The 19,806-nt window shown below is 59.0% G+C and carries 21 protein-coding genes; 13 read left to right on the top strand and 8 right to left on the bottom strand.

The window, feature by feature from the left end; genetic code table 11:
- Positions 1 to 145: 145 nt before the first annotated feature.
- The 5 genes from lptB to ACXPVS_RS01860 are packed head-to-tail and all read right to left on the bottom strand — an operon-like array spanning position 146 to position 3,484.
- Positions 146 to 871, bottom strand: coding sequence for an LPS export ABC transporter ATP-binding protein (lptB, locus tag ACXPVS_RS01880; RefSeq protein WP_027924532.1), 726 nt, complete (start codon positions 869 to 871; stop codon positions 146 to 148).
- Positions 871 to 1,419, bottom strand: coding sequence for a lipopolysaccharide transport periplasmic protein LptA (gene lptA, locus ACXPVS_RS01875; RefSeq protein ID WP_458508398.1), 549 nt, complete (start codon positions 1,417 to 1,419; stop codon positions 871 to 873). The genes lptB and lptA overlap by 1 nt, the downstream gene beginning before the upstream one ends.
- A complete protein-coding gene (gene lptC, locus ACXPVS_RS01870; RefSeq protein ID WP_458508397.1) occupies positions 1,406 to 1,978 on the bottom strand; it encodes an LPS export ABC transporter periplasmic protein LptC in 573 nt (190 codons plus the stop codon). Before lptC ends, lptA begins: the two co-directional genes overlap by 14 nt.
- A gap of 7 nt (positions 1,979 to 1,985) precedes the next feature.
- A complete protein-coding gene (locus ACXPVS_RS01865; protein ID WP_458508396.1) occupies positions 1,986 to 2,510 on the bottom strand; it encodes a KdsC family phosphatase in 525 nt (174 codons plus the stop codon).
- Complete coding sequence (locus tag ACXPVS_RS01860) at positions 2,510 to 3,484, bottom strand: KpsF/GutQ family sugar-phosphate isomerase (RefSeq protein ID WP_458508395.1); 975 nt, start codon at positions 3,482 to 3,484, stop codon at positions 2,510 to 2,512. Before ACXPVS_RS01860 ends, ACXPVS_RS01865 begins: the two co-directional genes overlap by 1 nt.
- A gap of 276 nt (positions 3,485 to 3,760) precedes the next feature.
- Between ACXPVS_RS01860 and ACXPVS_RS01855 the strand changes: the two genes are divergently transcribed.
- From ACXPVS_RS01855 to hisC, 10 genes are all read left to right on the top strand, one after another.
- Entirely contained in the window at positions 3,761 to 4,570 is an 810-nt protein-coding gene (locus ACXPVS_RS01855) for an ATP-binding cassette domain-containing protein (RefSeq protein WP_458508394.1), read from the top strand.
- Positions 4,570 to 5,367 (top strand): lipid asymmetry maintenance ABC transporter permease subunit MlaE, encoded by a 798-nt coding sequence (gene mlaE / locus ACXPVS_RS01850; protein ID WP_458508393.1) that lies wholly within the window; start codon positions 4,570 to 4,572, stop codon positions 5,365 to 5,367. Before ACXPVS_RS01855 ends, mlaE begins: the two co-directional genes overlap by 1 nt.
- Positions 5,367 to 5,834, top strand: a complete 468-nt coding sequence (gene mlaD / locus ACXPVS_RS01845; protein ID WP_458508392.1) for an outer membrane lipid asymmetry maintenance protein MlaD — start codon at positions 5,367 to 5,369, stop codon at positions 5,832 to 5,834. The genes mlaE and mlaD overlap by 1 nt, the downstream gene beginning before the upstream one ends.
- A gap of 11 nt (positions 5,835 to 5,845) precedes the next feature.
- A complete protein-coding gene (locus tag ACXPVS_RS01840; protein WP_458508391.1) occupies positions 5,846 to 6,502 on the top strand; it encodes an MlaC/ttg2D family ABC transporter substrate-binding protein in 657 nt (218 codons plus the stop codon).
- Positions 6,499 to 6,804, top strand: a complete 306-nt coding sequence (locus tag ACXPVS_RS01835; protein ID WP_458508390.1) for an STAS domain-containing protein — start codon at positions 6,499 to 6,501, stop codon at positions 6,802 to 6,804. The genes ACXPVS_RS01840 and ACXPVS_RS01835 overlap by 4 nt, the downstream gene beginning before the upstream one ends.
- 113 nt (positions 6,805 to 6,917) lie before the next feature.
- The gene (locus tag ACXPVS_RS01830) at positions 6,918 to 7,157 is read left to right on the top strand and encodes a BolA family protein (protein WP_007912386.1); all 240 of its coding nucleotides are present in this window, start codon (positions 6,918 to 6,920) and stop codon (positions 7,155 to 7,157) included.
- Positions 7,158 to 7,179: 22 nt separating this feature from the next.
- The gene (gene murA / locus ACXPVS_RS01825) at positions 7,180 to 8,445 is read left to right on the top strand and encodes a UDP-N-acetylglucosamine 1-carboxyvinyltransferase (protein WP_458508389.1); all 1,266 of its coding nucleotides are present in this window, start codon (positions 7,180 to 7,182) and stop codon (positions 8,443 to 8,445) included.
- Positions 8,446 to 8,572: 127 nt separating this feature from the next.
- Positions 8,573 to 9,208, top strand: a complete 636-nt coding sequence (gene hisG / locus ACXPVS_RS01820; protein WP_007901570.1) for an ATP phosphoribosyltransferase — start codon at positions 8,573 to 8,575, stop codon at positions 9,206 to 9,208.
- Between the two features lie 124 nt (positions 9,209 to 9,332).
- Positions 9,333 to 10,670 (top strand): histidinol dehydrogenase, encoded by a 1,338-nt coding sequence (gene hisD, locus ACXPVS_RS01815; RefSeq protein WP_458508388.1) that lies wholly within the window; start codon positions 9,333 to 9,335, stop codon positions 10,668 to 10,670.
- 2 nt (positions 10,671 to 10,672) lie between these two features.
- A complete protein-coding gene (gene hisC / locus ACXPVS_RS01810; protein WP_458508387.1) occupies positions 10,673 to 11,725 on the top strand; it encodes a histidinol-phosphate transaminase in 1,053 nt (350 codons plus the stop codon).
- 100 nt (positions 11,726 to 11,825) lie between these two features.
- Here hisC and ACXPVS_RS01805 read toward each other — a convergent pair whose 3' ends face one another.
- The 3 genes from ACXPVS_RS01805 to algW all read right to left on the bottom strand — a co-directional run bounded on the left by ACXPVS_RS01805 (position 11,826) and on the right by algW (position 15,910).
- Entirely contained in the window at positions 11,826 to 12,545 is a 720-nt protein-coding gene (locus ACXPVS_RS01805; protein ID WP_458508386.1) for a DUF4198 domain-containing protein, read from the bottom strand.
- A gap of 12 nt (positions 12,546 to 12,557) precedes the next feature.
- Entirely contained in the window at positions 12,558 to 14,663 is a 2,106-nt protein-coding gene (locus tag ACXPVS_RS01800; protein ID WP_458508385.1) for a TonB-dependent siderophore receptor, read from the bottom strand.
- 86 nt (positions 14,664 to 14,749) lie between these two features.
- On the bottom strand, positions 14,750 to 15,910 hold the full coding sequence (gene algW / locus ACXPVS_RS01795) for a Do family serine endopeptidase AlgW (RefSeq protein WP_458508384.1): 1,161 nt from the start codon (positions 15,908 to 15,910) through the stop codon (positions 14,750 to 14,752).
- Positions 15,911 to 16,012: 102 nt separating this feature from the next.
- Between algW and ACXPVS_RS01790 the strand changes: the two genes are divergently transcribed.
- From ACXPVS_RS01790 to cysN, 3 genes are all read left to right on the top strand, one after another.
- Positions 16,013 to 16,771, top strand: a complete 759-nt coding sequence (locus tag ACXPVS_RS01790; RefSeq protein WP_458508383.1) for a Nif3-like dinuclear metal center hexameric protein — start codon at positions 16,013 to 16,015, stop codon at positions 16,769 to 16,771.
- 183 nt (positions 16,772 to 16,954) lie between these two features.
- Positions 16,955 to 17,872, top strand: a complete 918-nt coding sequence (gene cysD / locus ACXPVS_RS01785; protein WP_090175435.1) for a sulfate adenylyltransferase subunit CysD — start codon at positions 16,955 to 16,957, stop codon at positions 17,870 to 17,872.
- Positions 17,873 to 17,881: 9 nt separating this feature from the next.
- A complete protein-coding gene (gene cysN, locus ACXPVS_RS01780) occupies positions 17,882 to 19,780 on the top strand; it encodes a sulfate adenylyltransferase subunit CysN (protein ID WP_458508382.1) in 1,899 nt (632 codons plus the stop codon).
- The last annotated feature ends 26 nt before the right edge of the window (positions 19,781 to 19,806 follow it).

The following is a 19,806-nucleotide window of genomic DNA, read 5'->3' as shown; positions in this document are numbered from 1 at the left end:
ATCCACTATAGGGCGCCGGAGCGCCAAACATAAGCAAATTATATGCCCGAAACTGCAACGTTTGCCTAGAGCGCTGTAACAATAAAAAAAATGTTGATTTTTTATTGGGACAAGCGCTCGAGCAACCAGCCAGACACTTCAGTGCTTACAGGCGGAACTCATGGCCCAGATACACTTCCTTGACCAAGTCGTTGGCCAGGATGGTGGCAGAGTCACCTTCGGCGATCAGCTGGCCATCGTTGACGATGTAGGCGGTTTCGCAGATATCCAGGGTTTCACGGACGTTGTGGTCGGTGATCAGCACACCAATGCCCTTGGCCTTGAGGTGGTAGATGATCTGCTTGATGTCGCCCACCGAAATCGGGTCCACGCCTGCGAACGGTTCGTCGAGCAGGATGAATTTAGGGTTGGTAGCCAGTGCTCGGGCGATTTCCACGCGGCGGCGTTCACCGCCGGACAGGCTCATCCCGAGATTGTCGCGGATGTGGCTGATGTGGAATTCCTGCAGCAGGCTTTCCAGCTCTTTGCGACGGCCGGCCTTGTCGAGTTCCTTGCGGGTCTCGAGGATCGCCATGATGTTGTCGGCTACCGAGAGTTTGCGGAAGATCGAAGCTTCTTGCGGAAGATAGCCGATGCCGGCCTTCGCTCGACCGTGCATGGGTTGGTGGCTGACATCAAGGTCGTCAATCAGTACGCGGCCCTGATCGGCCTGTACCAGGCCGACAATCATGTAAAAGCAGGTGGTTTTGCCGGCGCCGTTGGGGCCTAGCAGGCCGACGATCTGACCGCTGTCGATCGACAGGCTCACGTCACGCACGACCTGGCGGCTCTTGTAGCTCTTGGCCAGATGCTGAGCTTTCAGAGTTGCCATTACTGGGCCTTTTGCTCGTCGGTTTTCTTCTTTGGCTGGATTACCATGTCGATGCGCGGACGCGATTCGGTGATCTTGCTGCCCGTCGCGCGACCGGCGCTCGCAAGTTTCTTGACCGTGTCGTAGACGATTTTCTCGCCTTGGGTGACGTTGCTGTCCTTGTCGATGACTTTGGCTCGATCAATCAATACAACGCGGTTTTGCGAGGCGTGGTACTGGATGGTCACTCCGTAGCCCTGAACCGGCTTGGTGTCGCCCGCTGTCTGCAACTGCTCGAAGTAGGCAAGATTGCCCACCGAAGTCACCACGTCAATGTCGCCGGCCGGCGTGCGGGTGATGGTCACGGTGTTGCCTTTAACGATCATCGAGCCCTGGGTAATGATCACGTCACCTTTGTAGGTGGCAACGCCATTTTTGTCGTCCAGTTGGGCGTCGTCGGCCTGAATGCGGATAGGCTGCGCTTGATCGGTCGGCAGTGCCCAGGCGCTCACGCTTCCCAGTGCTGCGCTCAGACCGAGCAAAATAGGGAGGGTTTTAACGAGCCTCATACTGTCCTCTTACGTTCGATAGCAGGTGTATCCTGCTTTCTTTCAAATACGCTTTCATTCCCTTGCCAGTCGTCACACCACCAGCGCCGTCGATTCTAACGGGTTGCTCGGTCTGCGCATATTGCCGCTGCGGGAACACTGTCATGCGGGTGGTGGTAATCAGGGTCCTGCGGTTTTTCTCGTCGAAGCGCGTGATACGCACCGAGTCAATCAGTTCGACTTGAGTGCCGTCGGGATTTACTTCTCCGTGCTCGCTCTGGACGTGCCACGGGAACTCGGTGCCGCGGAACATGTTCAGGTCGGGATTGGTCAGCAGCGTCACTTCGGTGGCTTTCAGGTGTTCAACCTTGTCGGACGTCATGTCGTATTGCAGTTTGCCGTCCGGCAGATATTGCATGCTGTGGGCGTTGGTCGCGTAATAGTCGATCGCGGTTTCATCGATCTTTGCCACCGGCTGATCGAGGAAGCGTTCCGGGCTGATGTTCCAGTAGCCGACCGCCGCGAATATCGCTGCGATGCAACCGAACACCAGGAATTTGCGAATCTTTTTGCTCAGCATAGTTGGCTCACAGGTACGCGGCGTTTGCCGCATCAAGGCGGCCCTGCGCGCGCAGGATCAGTTCGCAGAATTCGCGAGCGGCACCTTCGCCACCGCGGGCCTGGGTGATGCCGTGGGCGTGTTCACGGACGAAACTGGCAGCATTTGCCACCGCCATGCCCAGGCCGACACGGCGAATCACCGGCAGGTCCGGCAGGTCGTCGCCGAGATAGGCGACTTGCTCATAGCTTAGGTTGAGTTGGGCAAGAAGTTCGTCGAGCACCACCAGTTTGTCTTCGCGCCCCTGGTACACGTGTGGAATTCCGAGGTTCTTCGCTCGTCGCTCGACCACCGGGGTCTTGCGGCCGCTGATGATAGCGGTCTGCACACCGGCTGCCATCAACATCTTGATGCCTTGGCCGTCGAGGGTGTTGAACGTCTTGAATTCGCTGCCGTCTTCGAGGAAGTACAGGCGTCCGTCGGTCAGTACGCCATCGACGTCAAAAACCGCCAGTTGGATGTTCTTGCCGCGTTGCAGCAGGTCGGTGCTCATCACATTACTCCTGCGCGCAGCAGATCGGACAGGTTGAAGGCGCCGATTGGACGGTCCTCCTTGTCTACCACTACCAGCGCATTGATTCGATTGTCTTCCATGATTTTCAAGGCCTCGGCCGCGAGCATATCGGCCCGGGCGGTCTTGCCGTGGACGGTCATGACCTCGTCGATGGACGTATGGTGGATGTCGATGGTCCGGTCAAGGGTGCGGCGCAAGTCGCCGTCGGTGAAGATCCCGGCCAGTTTGCCATCGGGCTCTACAATCGCGGTCATGCCCAGGCCCTTGCGGGTCATTTCCATCAAGGCGTCCTTGAGTAGCGTGCCACGTTGCACCAGGGGCAATTCTGCTCCGGCGTGCATGACGGTTTCCACTTTCAGCAGCAGGCGTCGGCCAAGGGCGCCGCCGGGGTGGGAAAAGGCGAAATCTTCAGCCGTAAAACCGCGGGCTTCCAGCAGCGCAACGGCCAGGGCGTCGCCCATGACTAACGCGGCGGTGGTCGACGAGGTCGGTGCCAGGTTGAGTGGGCAGGCTTCGTGCTCTACATGCACGTTAAGGTTGACCTCGGCAGCCTTCGCCAGCGGTGATACAGGGTTGCCGGTCATGCTGATCAATTGAATACCCAGGCGTTTGATCAGCGGCAGCAGGGTGACGATTTCATTGGTGGAGCCGGAGTTAGACAGCGCCAGGATGATGTCGTCGCGGGTGATCATGCCCATGTCGCCGTGGCTGGCTTCGGCCGGGTGCACGAAAAAGGCTGTGGTGCCGGTGCTGGCCAGGGTGGCGGCAATTTTGTTGCCGATGTGCCCGGATTTCCCCATGCCGACCACGACCACGCGGCCTTTGCTGGCCAGAATCATCTCGCAAGCGCGTACGAAATCTGCGTCGATACGGGGCAGCAAGCCTTGTATGGCTTCCAGTTCGAGGCGGATGGTGCGTTGGGCAGATTGAATCAGGTCGCTGGATTGGCTCATGTCAGAAATCGTATAGCCTGATGAAAAGGCGGCGATTATAACGGTAATGATCGAAACCCTCACGCAAGTTCGTCACGCTTTGTCATTCTCAGTTACCGAATACCTCCGAATAGAAGCTTTTACTCCGTCAAGTTGCTGAACATGGCGCGGCTTGGGTCTTGGGCGCGTGGCATTTGCAGTGATATAGTTCGCCGCCAGTTCGGCCTGCCCGGGAGGTATGTGCTTTCGCCAGAAAGTCAGGCGTCCGAGTGAGAGGCTGCATCGCAAGGAGTTTAGATGAGTGCCGATAAAGCCTACGCGGTCGAGCTGAAGGGACTGACCTTCAAGCGCGGAACGCGCAGCATTTTCAATAACGTCGATATACGTATCCCGCGCGGCAAGGTCACCGGCATCATGGGGCCTTCCGGGTGTGGCAAAACTACGCTGTTGCGGCTGATGGGCGCACAGTTGCGGCCCACCAAAGGCGAAGTTTGGGTCAACGGGCAGAACCTGCCGAAGCTATCGCGCAGTGACCTGTTCGATGCGCGCAAGCACATGGGCGTACTGTTTCAGAGCGGTGCTCTGTTTACCGATCTCGATGTGTTCGAGAACGTCGCTTTTCCACTGCGCGTTCACACCGAACTACCGGAAGAAATGATCCGGGACATCGTCCTGCTCAAATTGCAGGCCGTGGGCTTGCGTGGCGCTATCGATCTGATGCCTGACGAGTTGTCCGGCGGCATGAAGCGTCGTGTCGCGCTGGCCCGGGCAATTGCCCTCGATCCGCAGATCCTTATGTATGACGAGCCCTTTGTCGGCCAGGACCCCATCGCCATGGGCGTGCTGGTGCGCCTGATCCGCCTGCTCAACGATGCGCTGGGCATCACCAGTATCGTGGTCTCCCATGACCTGGCCGAAACCGCGAGCATCGCCGATTACATCTATGTCGTCGGCGAAGGCCAGGTACTGGGGCAGGGCACTCCCGAGGAGTTGATGAGCTCGCAGGAGCCGCGCATCCGTCAATTCATGACAGGCGAGCCTGACGGTCCGGTCGCCTATCACTTTCCAGCGACGGATTACCGCGCAGATCTTCTGGGGAAGCGTTGATGCGCAAGATTTCACTGATAGAACGGGTTCGCCGGTTCGGCCACTCTGGCATTGACGTGCTGGGGGTGTTCGGCCGTTCGGCGATATTCCTGTTTCATGCCTTGTTTGGCCGTGGCGGCATTGGCGGCGGTTTTGGCTTGCTGATCAAGCAACTGCATTCGGTGGGCGTAATGTCCCTGGTGATCATTGTGGTCTCCGGGGTATTCATTGGCATGGTGCTGGCGCTGCAAGGCTTCAACATTCTATCCAGCTATGGTTCTGAGCAGGCGGTCGGCCAGATGGTTGCGCTGACGCTGTTGCGCGAACTGGGGCCCGTGGTCACGGCGTTGTTGTTCGCCGGACGCGCCGGTTCGGCATTGACTGCCGAAATCGGCAACATGAAGTCCACCGAGCAGTTGTCCAGTCTGGAAATGATTGGTGTCGACCCGCTCAAGTACATCATTGCCCCGCGCCTGTGGGCCGGCTTCATTTCCCTGCCGGTGCTGGCGATGATCTTCAGCGTGGTGGGCATCTGGGGTGGTTCGTGGGTGGCCGTCAACTGGCTGGGTGTCTATGAAGGTTCCTATTGGTCCAACATGCAGAACAGCGTGACCTTTGCAGACGATGTGCTCAACGGCATCATCAAAAGCATCGTTTTCGCCTTTGTCGTGACCTGGATCGCCGTATTCCAAGGCTATGACTGCGAGCCCACTTCCGAGGGGATCAGTCGTGCCACTACCAAGACCGTGGTGTATGCCTCTTTGGCTGTACTCGGCCTGGACTTTATTCTGACCGCCTTGATGTTTGGAGATTTCTGATGCAAAACCGCACCCTGGAAATCGGTGTCGGCCTTTTCTTGCTGGCTGGCATCCTGGCTTTGCTGTTGCTGGCGTTGCGGGTGAGTGGCCTGTCCCCGAGCGCAACCACCGACACTTATAAACTTTATGCGTATTTCGACAATATCGCCGGTTTGACTGTCAGAGCTAAAGTGACCATGGCCGGTGTGACCATCGGCAAGGTCACGGCGATCGATCTGGACCGCGACAGTTTCACCGGTCGAGTGACCATGCTGTTGGAAAAGCGCGTAGACAACCTGCCGACTGACTCCACCGCATCTATCCTGACCGCTGGCCTGTTGGGCGAGAAATACATTGGTATCAGCGTGGGCGGCGAAGAAGACTTGCTCAAGGATGGTGGAACCATCCACGACACGCAGTCGTCGCTGGTACTCGAAGACCTGATCGGTAAATTCCTGCTCAATACCGTTAGTAAAGACGCCAAATGAGGAGCTTTTGAATGATCTCTACCTTGCGACGTGGCCTGTTGGTATTACTCTCGGCCCTGCCTTTGATGGCTAACGCCGTGGCGGCGCCTTCCGCGCACGAACTGGTACAGGACACCACCAATCGGCTACTTGCCGATCTGGCGGCCAATAAAGAGAAGTACAAGCAGGATCCGAAAGATTTTTATGCCGCGCTGGACAGCATCGTCGGACCTGTTGTGGATGCCGAGGGCATTTCCAAGAGCATCATGACGGTTAAATACTCGCGCAAAGCCACGCCTGCGCAAATGAAGACCTTTGAAGAGAACTTCAAAAAGGGTCTGTTCCAGTTCTATGGCAACGCTTTGCTCGAATACAACAATCAGGGGATCGTCGTAGACCCTGCCAAGGATGAGTCCGGCGACCGGACCAGCGTCGGTATGACGGTCAAAGGCAGCAATGGCGCGATTTATCCTGTGTCTTACACGCTCGAAAAGATCAGCGGCGAGTGGAAGCTGCGCAATGTGATCATCAACGGTATCAACATCGGCAAGCTGTTCCGTGATCAGTTCTCTGAAGCGATGCAGCGCAATGGCAATGACCTGGACAAGACCATCAATGATTGGGCCGGGGAAGTCGCCAAAGCCAAGGAAGTCAGTCAGAAGCAAACAACCGAGACGCAAGCTCAATGAGTGTGTCGGCCGTTCGCATGAGCGAATCCGGTGAGTTGACGCTTAGCGGCATGCTGGATTACCGCACTGGCCCCGGTTTGCGCAAGCAGGGGCAGGCGCTGATTAAGTCCAGCAAGGCCGAGGCACTGGTGGTCGATTGTTCGGCAGTGCTGAAGTCCAGCAGTGTCGGCTTGTCGCTGCTGCTGTGCTTCATGCGTGATGCAGAGGCGGCCGGCAAGGCGCTGAGCATCCGCGGGATGCCAGAAGACATGCGCGAAATCGCTCAGGTCAGCGAATTGACCGAGCTGTTGGCGCACCCCTAACCGCATCTATAAAGAGGCCCCCCGTCAGAGTCCTGCTTCGCGGGGTTCGCAGGCGCGGGGCTTTTTTGTATGATGTCCGACCCGCGCGCACAGGGCGCCGATTGAGGTTGAGCATGCAGGCCGTAGAAGTGAAGAGCTTCCTAGAAGGAAAGCTGCCAGGAACCCTGGTAGAAGTCGAGGGCGAAGGCTGCAACTTTCAGCTGAACGTGATTAGCGATGAACTGGCGGCGTTAAGCCCGGTGAAGCGTCAGCAGCAGATCTATGCCCATTTGAACCCATGGATCACCGATGGCAGCATCCATGCGGTCACTATGAAATTTTTCAGCAGCGCGGCCTGGGCCGAGCGCACCTGAGCCCAAGGGCGTCGAGATTCTTATGGATAAATTGATAATTACCGGTGGCGTTCGTCTTGATGGCGAAATCCGCATCTCCGGGGCAAAGAACTCTGCCCTGCCGATCCTGGCTGCAACCCTGCTGTGTGATGGCCCGGTGACCGTGGCTAACCTGCCGCACCTGCACGACATCACCACCATGATCGAGCTGTTCGGCCGTATGGGCATCGAGCCTGTGATCGACGAGAAACTCAGCGTCGAAATCGACCCGCGCACCATCAAGACCCTGATCGCTCCGTACGAACTGGTGAAAACCATGCGTGCGTCGATCCTGGTGCTGGGCCCGATGGTTGCGCGTTTTGGTGAAGCCGAAGTCGCACTGCCCGGCGGTTGCGCCATTGGCTCGCGTCCGGTTGACCTGCACATTCGTGGCCTCGAAGCCATGGGCGCAATCATCGACGTCGAAGGCGGCTACATCAAGGCCAAGGCGCCTGAAGGTGGCCTGCGTGGCGCGCACTTCTTCTTCGACACCGTCAGTGTGACCGGTACCGAAAACATCATGATGGCGGCTGCTCTGGCCAAGGGCCGCAGCGTTCTGGCAAACGCTGCTCGCGAGCCTGAAGTCATCGACCTGGCGAACTTCCTGATCGCCATGGGCGCCAAGATCACTGGCGCCGGTACAGACACCATCACCATCGATGGCGTCGAGCGTTTGCACCCGACCACTTACAAAGTGATGCCTGACCGTATCGAGACCGGCACTTACCTGGTCGCAGCTGCTGTGACCGGCGGTCGTGTGAAGGTCAAGGACACCGATCCGACTATCCTCGAAGCCGTTCTTGAGAAGCTCAAAGAATCGGGTGCCGAAATCACCTGCGGCGAAGACTGGATCGAGCTGAACATGCACGGCAAGCGGCCAAAAGCCGTTAACGTACGCACCGCTCCCTACCCGGCATTCCCGACTGACATGCAAGCGCAGTTCATCTCCCTCAACGCCATTGCCGAAGGCACCGGTGCCGTGATCGAGACGATCTTCGAAAACCGCTTCATGCACGTTTACGAACTGCACCGTATGGGCGCCAAGATCCAGGTCGAAGGCAACACTGCCATCGTCACCGGTACCGAAAAGCTCAAGGGCGCGCCAGTCATGGCCACCGACCTGCGTGCTTCGGCCAGCCTGGTGATCTCGGCGTTGATCGCCGAAGGTGACACCTTGATCGACCGCATCTACCACATCGACCGTGGTTATGAGTGCATCGAAGAGAAACTGCAGATGCTCGGCGCCAAGATCCGCCGCGTACCGGGCTAGTTTCTGCTGCATGGGCACAGGGACGTGCCCGTTGATTTCGTTTCAAGTCGAGCCTTCTCGGGCTCGATGTGTGCCCGGCGCCATTTGCGACCGGGCATCAGTAGCCTGATAAGGACTGACGTTTCCCATGTTGACCATCGCACTGTCCAAGGGCCGCATCCTTGACGACACCCTGCCGCTTCTGGCTGAAGCGGGCATCGTGCCGACCGAGAATCCGGACAAGAGCCGCAAGCTGATCATTCCCACGACCCAGGCCGATGTACGTCTGTTGATCGTGCGCGCCACCGATGTGCCGACTTACGTCGAACATGGTGCCGCTGACTTGGGCGTCGCCGGTAAAGATGTGCTGATGGAGTACGGCGGCCAGGGTTTGTACGAGCCATTGGACCTGCGAATTGCCCTCTGCAAGCTGATGACCGCCGGCCGTGTCGGCGATGTCGAGCCCAAGGGCCGTCTGCGTGTAGCGACCAAATTCGTCAACGTTGCCAAGCGCTACTACGCCGAACAGGGCCGTCAGGTCGACATCATCAAGCTCTATGGCTCGATGGAGCTGGCGCCGCTGATCGGTCTGGCAGACAAGATCATCGACGTGGTCGATACCGGCAACACCCTGCGCGCCAATGGTCTGGAACCCCAGGATTTCATTGCCGACATCAGCTCCCGGTTGATCGTGAACAAAGCTTCGATGAAAATGCAGCACGCCCGTATCCAGGCGTTGATCGACACCCTGCGCAAGGCAGTGGAGTCTCGACACCGCGGCTGATTCACCTGCGCGACGTTAAGTCGCGCCCGTCTATCCGCCTCATAGCCAGAATTCTCAGGTGCCCAAGCGGATCGATGGTAGCTTCGGGTACCTGAGTTTTCGCCATTCCTATGAGGCTCTCGCTATGACCGCACCGACTGCAATTCGCCGACTCAACGCTGCTGATCCGGATTTCGCACATCATCTGGATCATCTGCTGAGCTGGGAAAGTGTGTCTGACGACTCGGTCAATCAGCGGGTGCTGGACATCATCAAGGCCGTGCGCGAGCGTGGCGATGCGGCGCTGGTGGAATTCACCCAGAAGTTCGACGGCCTGCAGGTCGCGTCCATGGCGGACCTGATCCTGCCTCGTGAGCGCCTGGAACTGGCCCTGACCCGAATCACCGCGCCTCAGCGTGAAGCGCTGGAAAAAGCCGCCTCCCGAGTACGCAGCTACCACGAGAAACAGAAGCAGGACTCCTGGAGCTATACCGAAGCCGACGGCACGGTGCTGGGCCAGAAAGTTACGCCGCTGGATCGCGCTGGCCTGTATGTCCCGGGCGGCAAGGCGTCTTATCCGTCCTCGGTACTGATGAACGCGATTCCGGCCAAGGTGGCCGGTGTGACCGAAGTGGTCATGGTGGTGCCGACGCCTCGTGGCGAAATCAACGAGTTGGTGCTGGCCGCAGCCTGTATTTCCGGCGTCGACCGCGTGTTCACCATCGGTGGCGCTCAAGCGGTCGCTGCGCTGGCTTACGGCACCGAAAGCGTGCCGAAGGTCGACAAGGTGGTCGGTCCGGGCAATATCTATGTCGCCACCGCCAAGCGCCACGTGTTCGGCCAGGTCGGCATCGACATGATCGCCGGCCCATCCGAAATCCTCGTGGTCTGCGATGGTCAGACTGATCCGGACTGGATCGCCATGGACCTGTTCTCCCAAGCCGAGCATGACGAAGACGCCCAGGCGATTCTGGTCAGCCCGGACGCCGAGTTCCTCGACAAGGTTGCCGCCAGCATCGCCAAACTGCTGCCGACCATGGAGCGCGCCGAGATCATCGAAACGTCGATCAATGGCCGTGGCGCGCTGATCAAGGTTCGCGACATGGACCAAGCCATCGAAGTGGCTAACCGCATCGCGCCGGAACACCTTGAGTTGTCCGTTGCTGATCCGCAGGCCTGGCTGCCGAAGATTCGCCACGCTGGCGCGATCTTCATGGGCCGTCACACCTCCGAAGCCTTGGGCGACTACTGCGCCGGTCCCAACCACGTGTTGCCAACCTCCGGCACCGCGCGTTTCTCCTCGCCGTTGGGTGTGTACGACTTCCAGAAGCGTTCGTCGATCATCTTCTGCTCCGAGCAGGGTGCGTCGGAACTGGGCAAAACCGCTTCCGTGCTGGCCCGTGGCGAGTCGCTGACCGCCCACGCGCGGAGTGCCGAATACCGCATCGTTGACGAAGACTTTTCACAAGGGCAGGGGAACTGAACATGAGTCAACTCTGGAGCCCGTTCGTCAAGAATCTGGTGCCTTATGTACCGGGCGAGCAGCCGAAGCTGGTGAAGCTGGTGAAGCTCAACACCAATGAAAACCCGTACGGACCATCGCCAAAAGCCTTGGCGGCGATGCAGGCCGAACTGAATGACAATTTGCGCCTGTACCCGGACCCGAACAGTGATGTGCTCAAGCAAGCCGTCGCCAAGTACTACGGCGTGCAGAGCAATCAGGTGTTTCTCGGCAACGGTTCCGATGAAGTCCTGGCGCACATCTTTCACGGTTTGCTGCAACACGATCAGCCGCTGCTGTTCCCGGACATCAGCTACAGCTTCTATCCGGTTTACTGCGGGTTGTACGGCATCGCCTTCGACGCGGTGCCGCTGGATGAGCAGTTCCAGATCAACCCGGCGGACTACGCCAAGCCGAACGGCGGGATCATCTTCCCGAATCCGAACGCACCGACGGGCTGCCTGTTGGCGCTGGATGCCGTGGAGCAAATCCTCAAGGCCAGCCCGGATTCAGTGGTCGTGGTGGATGAGGCCTACATCGATTTCGGCGGTCAGACGGCGATCAGCCTGGTGGATCGTTATCCGAACCTGCTGGTGACCCAGACCCTGTCCAAGTCCCGTTCACTGGCCGGCCTGCGGGTGGGGCTGGCGGTGGGGCATCCGGACCTGATCGAGGCGCTGGAGCGGATCAAGAACAGCTTCAACTCCTATCCGATTGATCGCCTCGCGAATGTCGGTGCAGCCGCAGCGTTTGAAGATCGTGAGTACTTCGACAAGACGTGCCGGTTGGTCATCGAGCATCGTGAGTGGGTCGTTGCGCAATTGGAAGAGAAGGGCTTTGAAGTCCTGCCGTCGGCGGCGAACTTCATTTTTGCCCATCACCCGCAGCACGATGCGGCCGGGCTGGCGGCGAAGTTGCGTGAACAAGGGGTGATCGTTCGGCACTTCAAGCAGGAACGGATTGCCCAGTTCCTGCGGATCTCGATTGGCACGCCGGAGCAGAATCAGGCACTGATAGACGGCCTCGGCGACGTCTAAAGCTGTGCGAGCCTGCTCGCGATGAGGCCATCACATTCAACATTGATGTTGAGTGCAAAACCGCTATCGCGAGCAGGTCCACTCCCACAGAGTTCTGTGGTTATTCGTGATGCGGTTCACCAAGGAAGGTCAGTGAGCTGAATACCCCGCGCGTTGCCACATCCGCGTTGTCCTTCAGCGCAATCACCATCTGCGCCGAAATCACATTCAACCCTTCATTGCGCACCACCACCTGCGCACGGCCGTCGGCATCCGTCTCGGTGCTCAACGTATTCGGCGCACTGCGATAATCGCCAGTCAACTTCACCCCCGCCGCCGGTTTCCCATCCAGTAGTACCCGCACGGGCAGCAACTTGCCCGGTCCGACCGTCAGCGGATCAACCTCTGGCAGAATCAGCAGTTTCATCTGATCAAGCTTCGGCAACTTCGCTCCTGGTTGATAAATCGCCAGGCTGTATTTGAAGGTCTGCGTCGACTCAATGGCCCCCGGCACTTTGCTGCGTCCTTCGTTGATCCATTTTTTATCCGCCGTCTGCGACCACATGCCGTTGTCCAGCGCCACCGCCATCACGGCGGGCGGCTTCAGCGGCTGCAAACGGGCGTGATCGGCCAGGCGTTGGACGGTCACGGGGATCATTTTGCCGTTGACGTCATAGGCCCAGGCGCCGCTGATTTTTTGTGCCTTGAAGGCGTTATCTTCGGCGCCGTGGCCGTAAATCACTTCGATGTTGCCGCGACGTTGTTCGGTCCAGAGGCCATGGGCCGAAACCTCGGTGGCGAACAGCAGGCCGAGCAATGCCAAGGGTTTGAGGTGATACATGGGCATTTCCTTTTACAGATTGAGTGTGAGGCTGACGGCGAAATTGCGCGGCTCACCGGGGTTGACCCAGTAATTGCTGTACGAGCGCTCATCGTATTTCTCGTCGAAAAGGTTGTTCAGGTTCAGGCCGACGGTGACGTGTTCACTGGCCTTGTAGTGGGCCAGCAGGTCGACGGTGTGGTACGCCGGCAACTCGAAATCGCCGCCGGATTCGCCCGAGCGGTCGCCGACGTAAGTGAACGCGGCGCCGACGTCGGAACCGCGCAAATGGCCATTCTGAAACTCATAAACGCCCAGCAGACTGCCGCTGCGCTTGGCGACGCCGAGGATTCGGCTGCCGGTGGGAATGACCTTGTCACCCTCGGTGACCTCGGCGTCTATGTAGGCGAAGGCACCGATCAGCCGCACCGCGTCGGTGACGTGCCCGGTGACTTGCAAGTCGAATCCCTGGCTGCGGGCCTTGCCCATGGCGCGGCTGGTGTCCGTGCCCGGGTCGAGCGCGAGAACGTTTTCCTTTTCGATATGGAAGGCGGCGAGGGTGGAGCTCAACCGGTCGTCGAACAGCTCGCTCTTGATCCCGACTTCGTAACCGACGCCTTCTTCCGGGTCGAAGGATTTGCCGGCAGCGTCCAGACCATTATTCGGTTTGAACGAGGTGGAGGCGTTAGCGAACAGCCCGATTTCGGGTGTCAACTGATAAAGCAGGCCGGCCCGTTGAGTCAGGGCGTCGTGGCGCTGGCGGCTGGTGGCACCGCGGCTGTGATCGTCGATGCTTTGCTCGAAGTGCTCGAAGCGTGCACCGAGCATGCCGCGCAGTTTGTCGGTGAAGACAATCTGGTCCTGCAGGGTCAGCGCGCGGCTTTCGACGTGTTCAAAAAGGTCAGTGCCGGAGCGCTTGCCGTTGGGTTTCGGCTGGTCGTAGACGGGTTGATAAATGTCGATGGCGTAGGGACCGCCGGCAATGGTCGTTACCCGTTCGTTTTTACGGAAGTTCTCATACTCGCTGCCAATCAGCAGTTCGTGCTGCCAACTGCCGAGGTCGAACAGACCGCGCAGTTCGAGTTGGGTGATGCTGTCGTGCCAGTTGGTATCGCGCTCGCGGTAGCGTCGTTTGAGGGTGTGGCCGTCGGTATTCAGCGGGCGGTTTTCGGAGGCGTAGCCCCAGAGTTTGCCTTCCTTGTAATGGCTGGCCAGGCGCAGCTTCCAGTTGTCATTGAGATGATGTTCGAGTGTGGCTTGCAGCAGATTGTTGTGGTTGTCGATGTTGCCGTCGTTGGGCTCGCCAAGGAAGGTCGAGCGCGAGACGCCACTCCATGTGTTGTTCGGCGCGACGATGCCGCGATCGAACGTGGAGCTGTGACGGACGAATTCGCTCTCCACCAAGAGGCTGGTGTCCGGGTTCAGTTGCCAGTTGAAGGAAGGGGCGACGAATACTCGTTGGCTGTTCACATGGTCGCGAAAGCTGTGGTTGTCTTCGACGGCCAGATTGATTCGAGACAGCACGGTGGCGTAGTCATCGAGCGGCGTGTTCACGTCGAGGGCGGTGCGGTAGCGATCCCAACTGCCGGCGCTGGTTTGCAGGGTGGTGAAGGCTTCGGGCTGGGGTTTTTTGCTGACGATGTTCACCGTACCGCCGGGATCGCCGCGTCCATAGAGGCTGGCGGCGGGGCCTTTGAGCACTTCAATGCGCTCGATGTTAGCGACGTCCGGGGTGCTTGGGTAACCCCGGTTGGCGCTGAAGCCGTCCTTGTAGAACTCCGAGGTGGTGAAGCCGCGCACGCTGTATTCGTAAAGCGTCAGGCCGCCGAAGTTGTTCTGCCTGGACACTCCACCGGCAAAGTCCAGGGCACGCTCGACGCTGTTGCTACCCAGATCGTTGAGCACGCTGACGGGAATGACGCTGATGGATTGCGGGATGTCGCGGATCGCGGTGTCGGTTTTGGTCGCGCTGGAAGACCGTGTCGCGCGGTAGCCCTTGACTGGGCCGGTGGGCGATTCGTAGTCGGAGGTGACGCTGGTGACATCCAGTTCGAGGGGGCCGGGCTCTTCGGCGAAGACCGGATCCCCCAGCAGACCGAGGGCAAGACTGGCCACGGAAGCCATTGTTCGAGACGACATGTTATGTTGTTCCAATCGACGTATTGAAACAATATAACATGTCTAATGAGAATGTCTGCTGTTAGCCCGAGCGCCTCGGGCCAGGGTCAGTTCTCTTCTTTCTCTTTAGCCGGTGCCGGTGGTGGTCGCAGGCCGATCTCAGCCGTGAGCTTGAGCTCTTTGCCATTGCGCATGACCAGGATCGTGACCTGGTCGGTCGGTTTGATCCGCGCGACCTGGTTCATCGAACGACGACCATCGCCGGCCGGTTCGCCGTCGATGCTGAGGATCACGTCACCCAGTTGCAGACCGGCCTTCTGCGCCGGGCCGTCACGGAAAATCCCCGCGACCACAATGCCCGGTCGCCCCGACAGGCCAAACGATTCCGCCAGTTCCTGGCTCAACGGCTGCACTTCGATACCGAGCCAGCCGCGAATCACCTGGCCGTGTTCGATGATCGACTTCATCACCTCCATGGCCAGTTTCACCGGGATTGCGAAACCGATGCCCTGCGAACCGCCGGACCTGGAGAAGATCGCCGTATTGATGCCGGTCAGGTTGCCGTTGGCATCCACCAGCGCACCGCCGGAGTTGCCGGGGTTGATCGCAGCATCGGTCTGAATGAAGTCTTCGTAGTTGTTCAGGCCCAGCTGATTGCGCCCGGTGGCGCTGATGATGCCCATGGTCACGGTCTGGCCGACGCCGAACGGGTTGCCGATGGCCAGGGCCACGTCGCCGATGCGGATGTTGTCGGAGCGACCGACCGTGATCGATGGAAGATTCCTCAAGTCGATCTTCAGGACCGCGAGGTCGGTTTCCGGGTCGCTGCCAATCACTCGGGCCAGGGTTTCACGACCGTCCTTGAGCGCCACCACGATCTGGTCGGCGCCGCTGGTCACATGGTTGTTGGTCAGCAGGTAACCTTCCGGGCTCATGATCACGCCGGAGCCGAGGCTCGACTCCATGCGCTTCTGTTTGGGCGAGTTGTCGCCGAAGAAGCGGCGGAACTGCGGATCCTCGAACAGCGGATGGTTCGGTTTGTTGATGACTTTGGTGGTGTACAGGTTGACCACCGACGGCGCGGCCGTGGTCACCGCGTCGGCATAGGACACCGGACCCTGTTGCATAGTGGTGGTTTGCGGGGCTTGCTGCATGTTGACGTCGAGGTTCGGGAGCCCGACCCACTGTGGGTAACGCTGGATTATCAATAGAGCGATAAGCACGCCAGCCAACAGCGGCCAGCCGGAAAAACGCAGCGCTTTAAGCATTAAGCACGTCCTGAGAGGTTGCAGGCGGTATGAGACCGCCCATAATGTCGCGCATTATACGAGGCCAAGCGTGCCTCTGAGCGGGATATTTAGGAGTCTTTTATGGCCGTCGCCCTGAGCACCCTGGTCGAAGAAGCTGACCGTTACCTTAGCAGTTCAAGGATTGCCGATTACTGCCCCAACGGATTGCAGGTCGAAGGCCGGCCACAAGTGATGCGCATCGTCAGTGGCGTCACCGCCAGCCAGGCGTTGCTCGACGCCGCTGTGGAAGCCCGAGCCGACCTGGTGCTGGTGCATCACGGTTATTTCTGGAAAGGCGAGAATCCGTGCATCACCGGCATGAAGCAGCGTCGGTTGAAAACCCTGCTCAAGCACGATATCAGCCTGTTGTCCTACCATCTGCCGCTGGATCTGCACCCGGACGTTGGCAATAACGTTCAGCTGGCACGTCAACTAGACATTACTGTCGAAGGCCCGCTGGACCCGGACAACCTAAAAGTTGTCGGCCTGGTTGGTTCATTGAACGAGCCGGTGACGGCCCGCGATTTTGCCCGTCGCGTACAAGAAGTCATGGGCCGCGAGCCGTTGCTGATCGAAGGCAGCGAGATGATTCGCCGCGTTGGCTGGTGCACCGGTGGCGGTCAGGGGTACATCGATCAGGCGGTGCTCGCTGGCGTCGATTTGTACCTCAGCGGTGAGGCGTCCGAGCAGACCTTCCACAGCGCCCGGGAAAACAACATCAGCTTCATCGCCGCCGGCCACCACGCCACCGAACGCTATGGCGTGCAGGCACTCGGGGATTATCTGGCGCGGCGTTTCGCTCTTGAGCACATCTTCATCGATTGCCCGAACCCCATCTGATACCGGGTCTGCCGAACACACCTCAAGCGCGCTCCCACCGCGGTCTGCACGGGCCAAACGAGGGGGTATATTCATATACCCTTTCGATCTAGCTTACGTCCTGATTAGAAGAGGTCGCTGTGCTAGGATCGCCGCTCGAACACGGCCCGCTGGCCGTCCATAAGATCGTTTTCGTGAGTAGCCATGGTCGACAAACTGACGCATCTGAAACAGCTGGAGGCCGAAAGCATCCACATCATCCGCGAGGTCGCCGCCGAGTTCGATAACCCGGTGATGCTGTACTCCGTCGGTAAAGACTCCGCCGTGATGCTGCACCTTGCGCGCAAGGCATTCTTCCCGGGCAAACTGCCGTTCCCGGTGATGCACGTCGACACCCGGTGGAAGTTCAAGGAAATGTACGCGTTCCGCGATCGCATGGTCGAAGAACTCGGCCTTGACCTGATCGTGCACGTGAACCCCGATGGCGTCGCGCAGGGCATCAACCCGCTGACCCACGGTAGCGCCAAACACACCGACATCATGAAAACCGAGGGCCTCAAGCAGGCTCTCGACAAGTACGGTTTCGACGCCGCTTTTGGTGGTGCCCGTCGTGATGAAGAGAAGTCCCGTGCCAAAGAGCGCGTGTACTCCTTCCGCGACACCAAGCACCGCTGGGACCCGAAGAACCAGCGTCCAGAGCTGTGGAACGTCTACAACGGCAACGTCAACAAGGGCGAATCCATTCGTGTGTTCCCATTGTCGAACTGGACCGAACTGGACATCTGGCAGTACATCTATCTCGAAGGCATCCCGATCGTGCCGCTGTATTTCGCCGCCGAGCGCGACGTTATCGAGATGAATGGCACCTGGATCATGATCGACGACGAACGCCTGCTCAATCACTTGAGCGATGAAGACAAGGCGCGCATCGTCAAGAAAAAGGTCCGTTTCCGCACGCTCGGTGACTACCCGTTGACCGGTGCGGTCGAGTCTGAGGCCACCAGCCTGACCGACATCATTCAGGAAATGCTCCTGACGCGAACTTCCGAACGCCAGGGCCGGGTCATCGATCACGATGGCGCAGGCTCGATGGAAGAAAAGAAACGTCAGGGTTATTTCTAAGGGGTTGTCATGTCGCACGTATCTGATTTGATCAGCGAGGACATCCTCGCCTACCTGGGCCAGCACGAACGCAAGGAAATGCTGCGCTTTCTGACCTGTGGCAACGTCGACGACGGCAAGAGCACCCTGATCGGGCGCCTGCTGCACGACTCCAAAATGATCTACGAAGATCACCTGGAAGCCATTACCCGCGACTCGAAAAAAGTCGGCACCACCGGCGATGACATCGACCTGGCATTGCTGGTCGACGGCCTGCAGGCCGAGCGGGAGCAGGGCATCACCATCGATGTCGCTTACCGTTATTTCTCCACCGCCAAGCGCAAATTCATCATCGCCGATACCCCCGGCCATGAGCAGTACACCCGCAACATGGCCACCGGTGCATCCACCTGTGACCTGGCGATCATCCTGGTCGACGCCCGTTACGGCGTGCAGACCCAAACCCGTCGCCACAGCTTCATTGCCTCGTTGCTCGGCATCAAACACATCGTTGTCGCCATCAACAAGATGGACCTCAACGGTTTCGACGAAACAATCTTCGAGTCGATCAAGGCCGATTACCTGAAGTTCGCCGAAGGCATCGCGTTCAAGCCGAGCACCATGGCCTTCGTGCCGATGTCGGCGCTCAAGGGCGACAACGTAGTGAACAAGTCCGAGCGCTCGCCGTGGTACACCGGCCAGTCGCTGATGGAAATTCTTGAAACCGTCGAGATCGCCAACGACCGCAACTACACCGACCTGCGTTTTCCGGTGCAGTACGTCAACCGTCCGAACCTGAACTTCCGTGGTTTCGCCGGCACCCTGGCCAGCGGCGTCGTGCACAAGGGCGACGAAGTCGTTGTGCTGCCGTCGGGCAAGAGCAGTCGCGTGAAGTCCATTGTCACCTTCGAAGGTGAGTTGGAGCACGCCGGTCCTGGTCAAGCGGTGACGCTGACCATGGAAGACGAGATCGACATCTCTCGCGGTGATTTGTTGGTGCATGCCGACAATTTGCCGCAAGTGACTGACGCGTTCGACGCCATGCTGGTGTGGATGGCCGAAGAACCGATGCTGCCGGGCAAGAAATACGACATCAAGCGCGCCACGACCTACGTGCCGGGTTCGATCACCAGCATCGTCAACCGTGTTGACGTGAACACCCTGGAAGAAGGTCCGGCCAATTCGTTGCACTTGAACGAAATCGGTCGGGTCAAGATCAGCCTCGACGCAGCCATCGCGCTGGACGGTTACGCGAGCAACCGCACTACTGGTTCGTTCATCGTCATCGATCGTTTGACCAATGGCACCGTCGCGGCCGGCATGATCATCGCTCAGCCGTTGAGCCATGGCACCAGCACGCATCACGGCAAACTGGCGCACGTCGCTACCGAAGAACGCGCGCAACGCTTCGGCCAGCAACCGGCCACTGTGTTGTTCAGCGGCTTGTCGGGCGCCGGTAAAAGCACTCTGGCTTACGCGGTTGAGCGCAAGTTGTTCGACATGGGCCGTGCGGTGTTTGTACTCGATGGCCAAAACTTGCGTCACGACCTGAACAAAGGTTTGCCACACGATCGCGCCGGGCGTACCGAAAACTGGCGTCGTGCGGCGCACGTTGCGCGTCAGTTCAACGAAGCGGGTCTGCTGACGCTGGCAGCCTTCGTTGCGCCGAGTGCCGAAGGTCGTGAGCAGGCCAGGGAGCTGATCGGCAAGGAGCGTCTGCTGACGGTTTACGTCCAGGCCTCTCCTGCGGTCTGCGCCGAGCGTGATCCACAAGGCCTGTACGCGGCGGCCGGGGATAACATTCCGGGCGATTCCTTTCCGTATGACGTGCCGCTGGACGCCGACCTTGTGGTCGATACCCAGTCGCTGTCGCTGGAAGAAAGCGTCAAGCAAGTGCTGGATCTGCTGCGCGAGCGTGGCGCGATCTAAGCGTTAGCCGTTAATAAAGAACCCGC

Source organism: Pseudomonas sp. Ma2-10 (genome assembly GCF_054330215.1).
Note: the sequence above shows the minus strand (reverse complement) of the source record. Positions and strands in the feature narration are given on the sequence as shown.

Coding starts and splice junctions, on each gene's coding strand:
- ACXPVS_RS01790 (WP_458508383.1), top strand. CDS start 16,013: ATGGCCGTCGCCCTGAGCACCCTGGTCGAAGAAGCTGACCGTTACCTT.
- algW (WP_458508384.1), bottom strand. CDS start 15,910: ATGCTTAAAGCGCTGCGTTTTTCCGGCTGGCCGCTGTTGGCTGGCGTG.
- ACXPVS_RS01865 (WP_458508396.1), bottom strand. CDS start 2,510: ATGAGCACCGACCTGCTGCAACGCGGCAAGAACATCCAACTGGCGGTT.
- ACXPVS_RS01840 (WP_458508391.1), top strand. CDS start 5,846: ATGATCTCTACCTTGCGACGTGGCCTGTTGGTATTACTCTCGGCCCTG.
- cysD (WP_090175435.1), top strand. CDS start 16,955: ATGGTCGACAAACTGACGCATCTGAAACAGCTGGAGGCCGAAAGCATC.
- murA (WP_458508389.1), top strand. CDS start 7,180: ATGGATAAATTGATAATTACCGGTGGCGTTCGTCTTGATGGCGAAATC.
- ACXPVS_RS01830 (WP_007912386.1), top strand. CDS start 6,918: ATGCAGGCCGTAGAAGTGAAGAGCTTCCTAGAAGGAAAGCTGCCAGGA.
- cysN (WP_458508382.1), top strand. CDS start 17,882: ATGTCGCACGTATCTGATTTGATCAGCGAGGACATCCTCGCCTACCTG.
- hisC (WP_458508387.1), top strand. CDS start 10,673: ATGAGTCAACTCTGGAGCCCGTTCGTCAAGAATCTGGTGCCTTATGTA.
- ACXPVS_RS01835 (WP_458508390.1), top strand. CDS start 6,499: ATGAGTGTGTCGGCCGTTCGCATGAGCGAATCCGGTGAGTTGACGCTT.
- hisD (WP_458508388.1), top strand. CDS start 9,333: ATGACCGCACCGACTGCAATTCGCCGACTCAACGCTGCTGATCCGGAT.
- mlaD (WP_458508392.1), top strand. CDS start 5,367: ATGCAAAACCGCACCCTGGAAATCGGTGTCGGCCTTTTCTTGCTGGCT.
- hisG (WP_007901570.1), top strand. CDS start 8,573: ATGTTGACCATCGCACTGTCCAAGGGCCGCATCCTTGACGACACCCTG.
- ACXPVS_RS01805 (WP_458508386.1), bottom strand. CDS start 12,545: ATGTATCACCTCAAACCCTTGGCATTGCTCGGCCTGCTGTTCGCCACC.
- lptA (WP_458508398.1), bottom strand. CDS start 1,419: ATGAGGCTCGTTAAAACCCTCCCTATTTTGCTCGGTCTGAGCGCAGCA.
- ACXPVS_RS01860 (WP_458508395.1), bottom strand. CDS start 3,484: ATGAGCCAATCCAGCGACCTGATTCAATCTGCCCAACGCACCATCCGC.
- lptC (WP_458508397.1), bottom strand. CDS start 1,978: ATGCTGAGCAAAAAGATTCGCAAATTCCTGGTGTTCGGTTGCATCGCA.
- ACXPVS_RS01800 (WP_458508385.1), bottom strand. CDS start 14,663: ATGTCGTCTCGAACAATGGCTTCCGTGGCCAGTCTTGCCCTCGGTCTG.
- ACXPVS_RS01855 (WP_458508394.1), top strand. CDS start 3,761: ATGAGTGCCGATAAAGCCTACGCGGTCGAGCTGAAGGGACTGACCTTC.
- mlaE (WP_458508393.1), top strand. CDS start 4,570: ATGCGCAAGATTTCACTGATAGAACGGGTTCGCCGGTTCGGCCACTCT.
- lptB (WP_027924532.1), bottom strand. CDS start 871: ATGGCAACTCTGAAAGCTCAGCATCTGGCCAAGAGCTACAAGAGCCGC.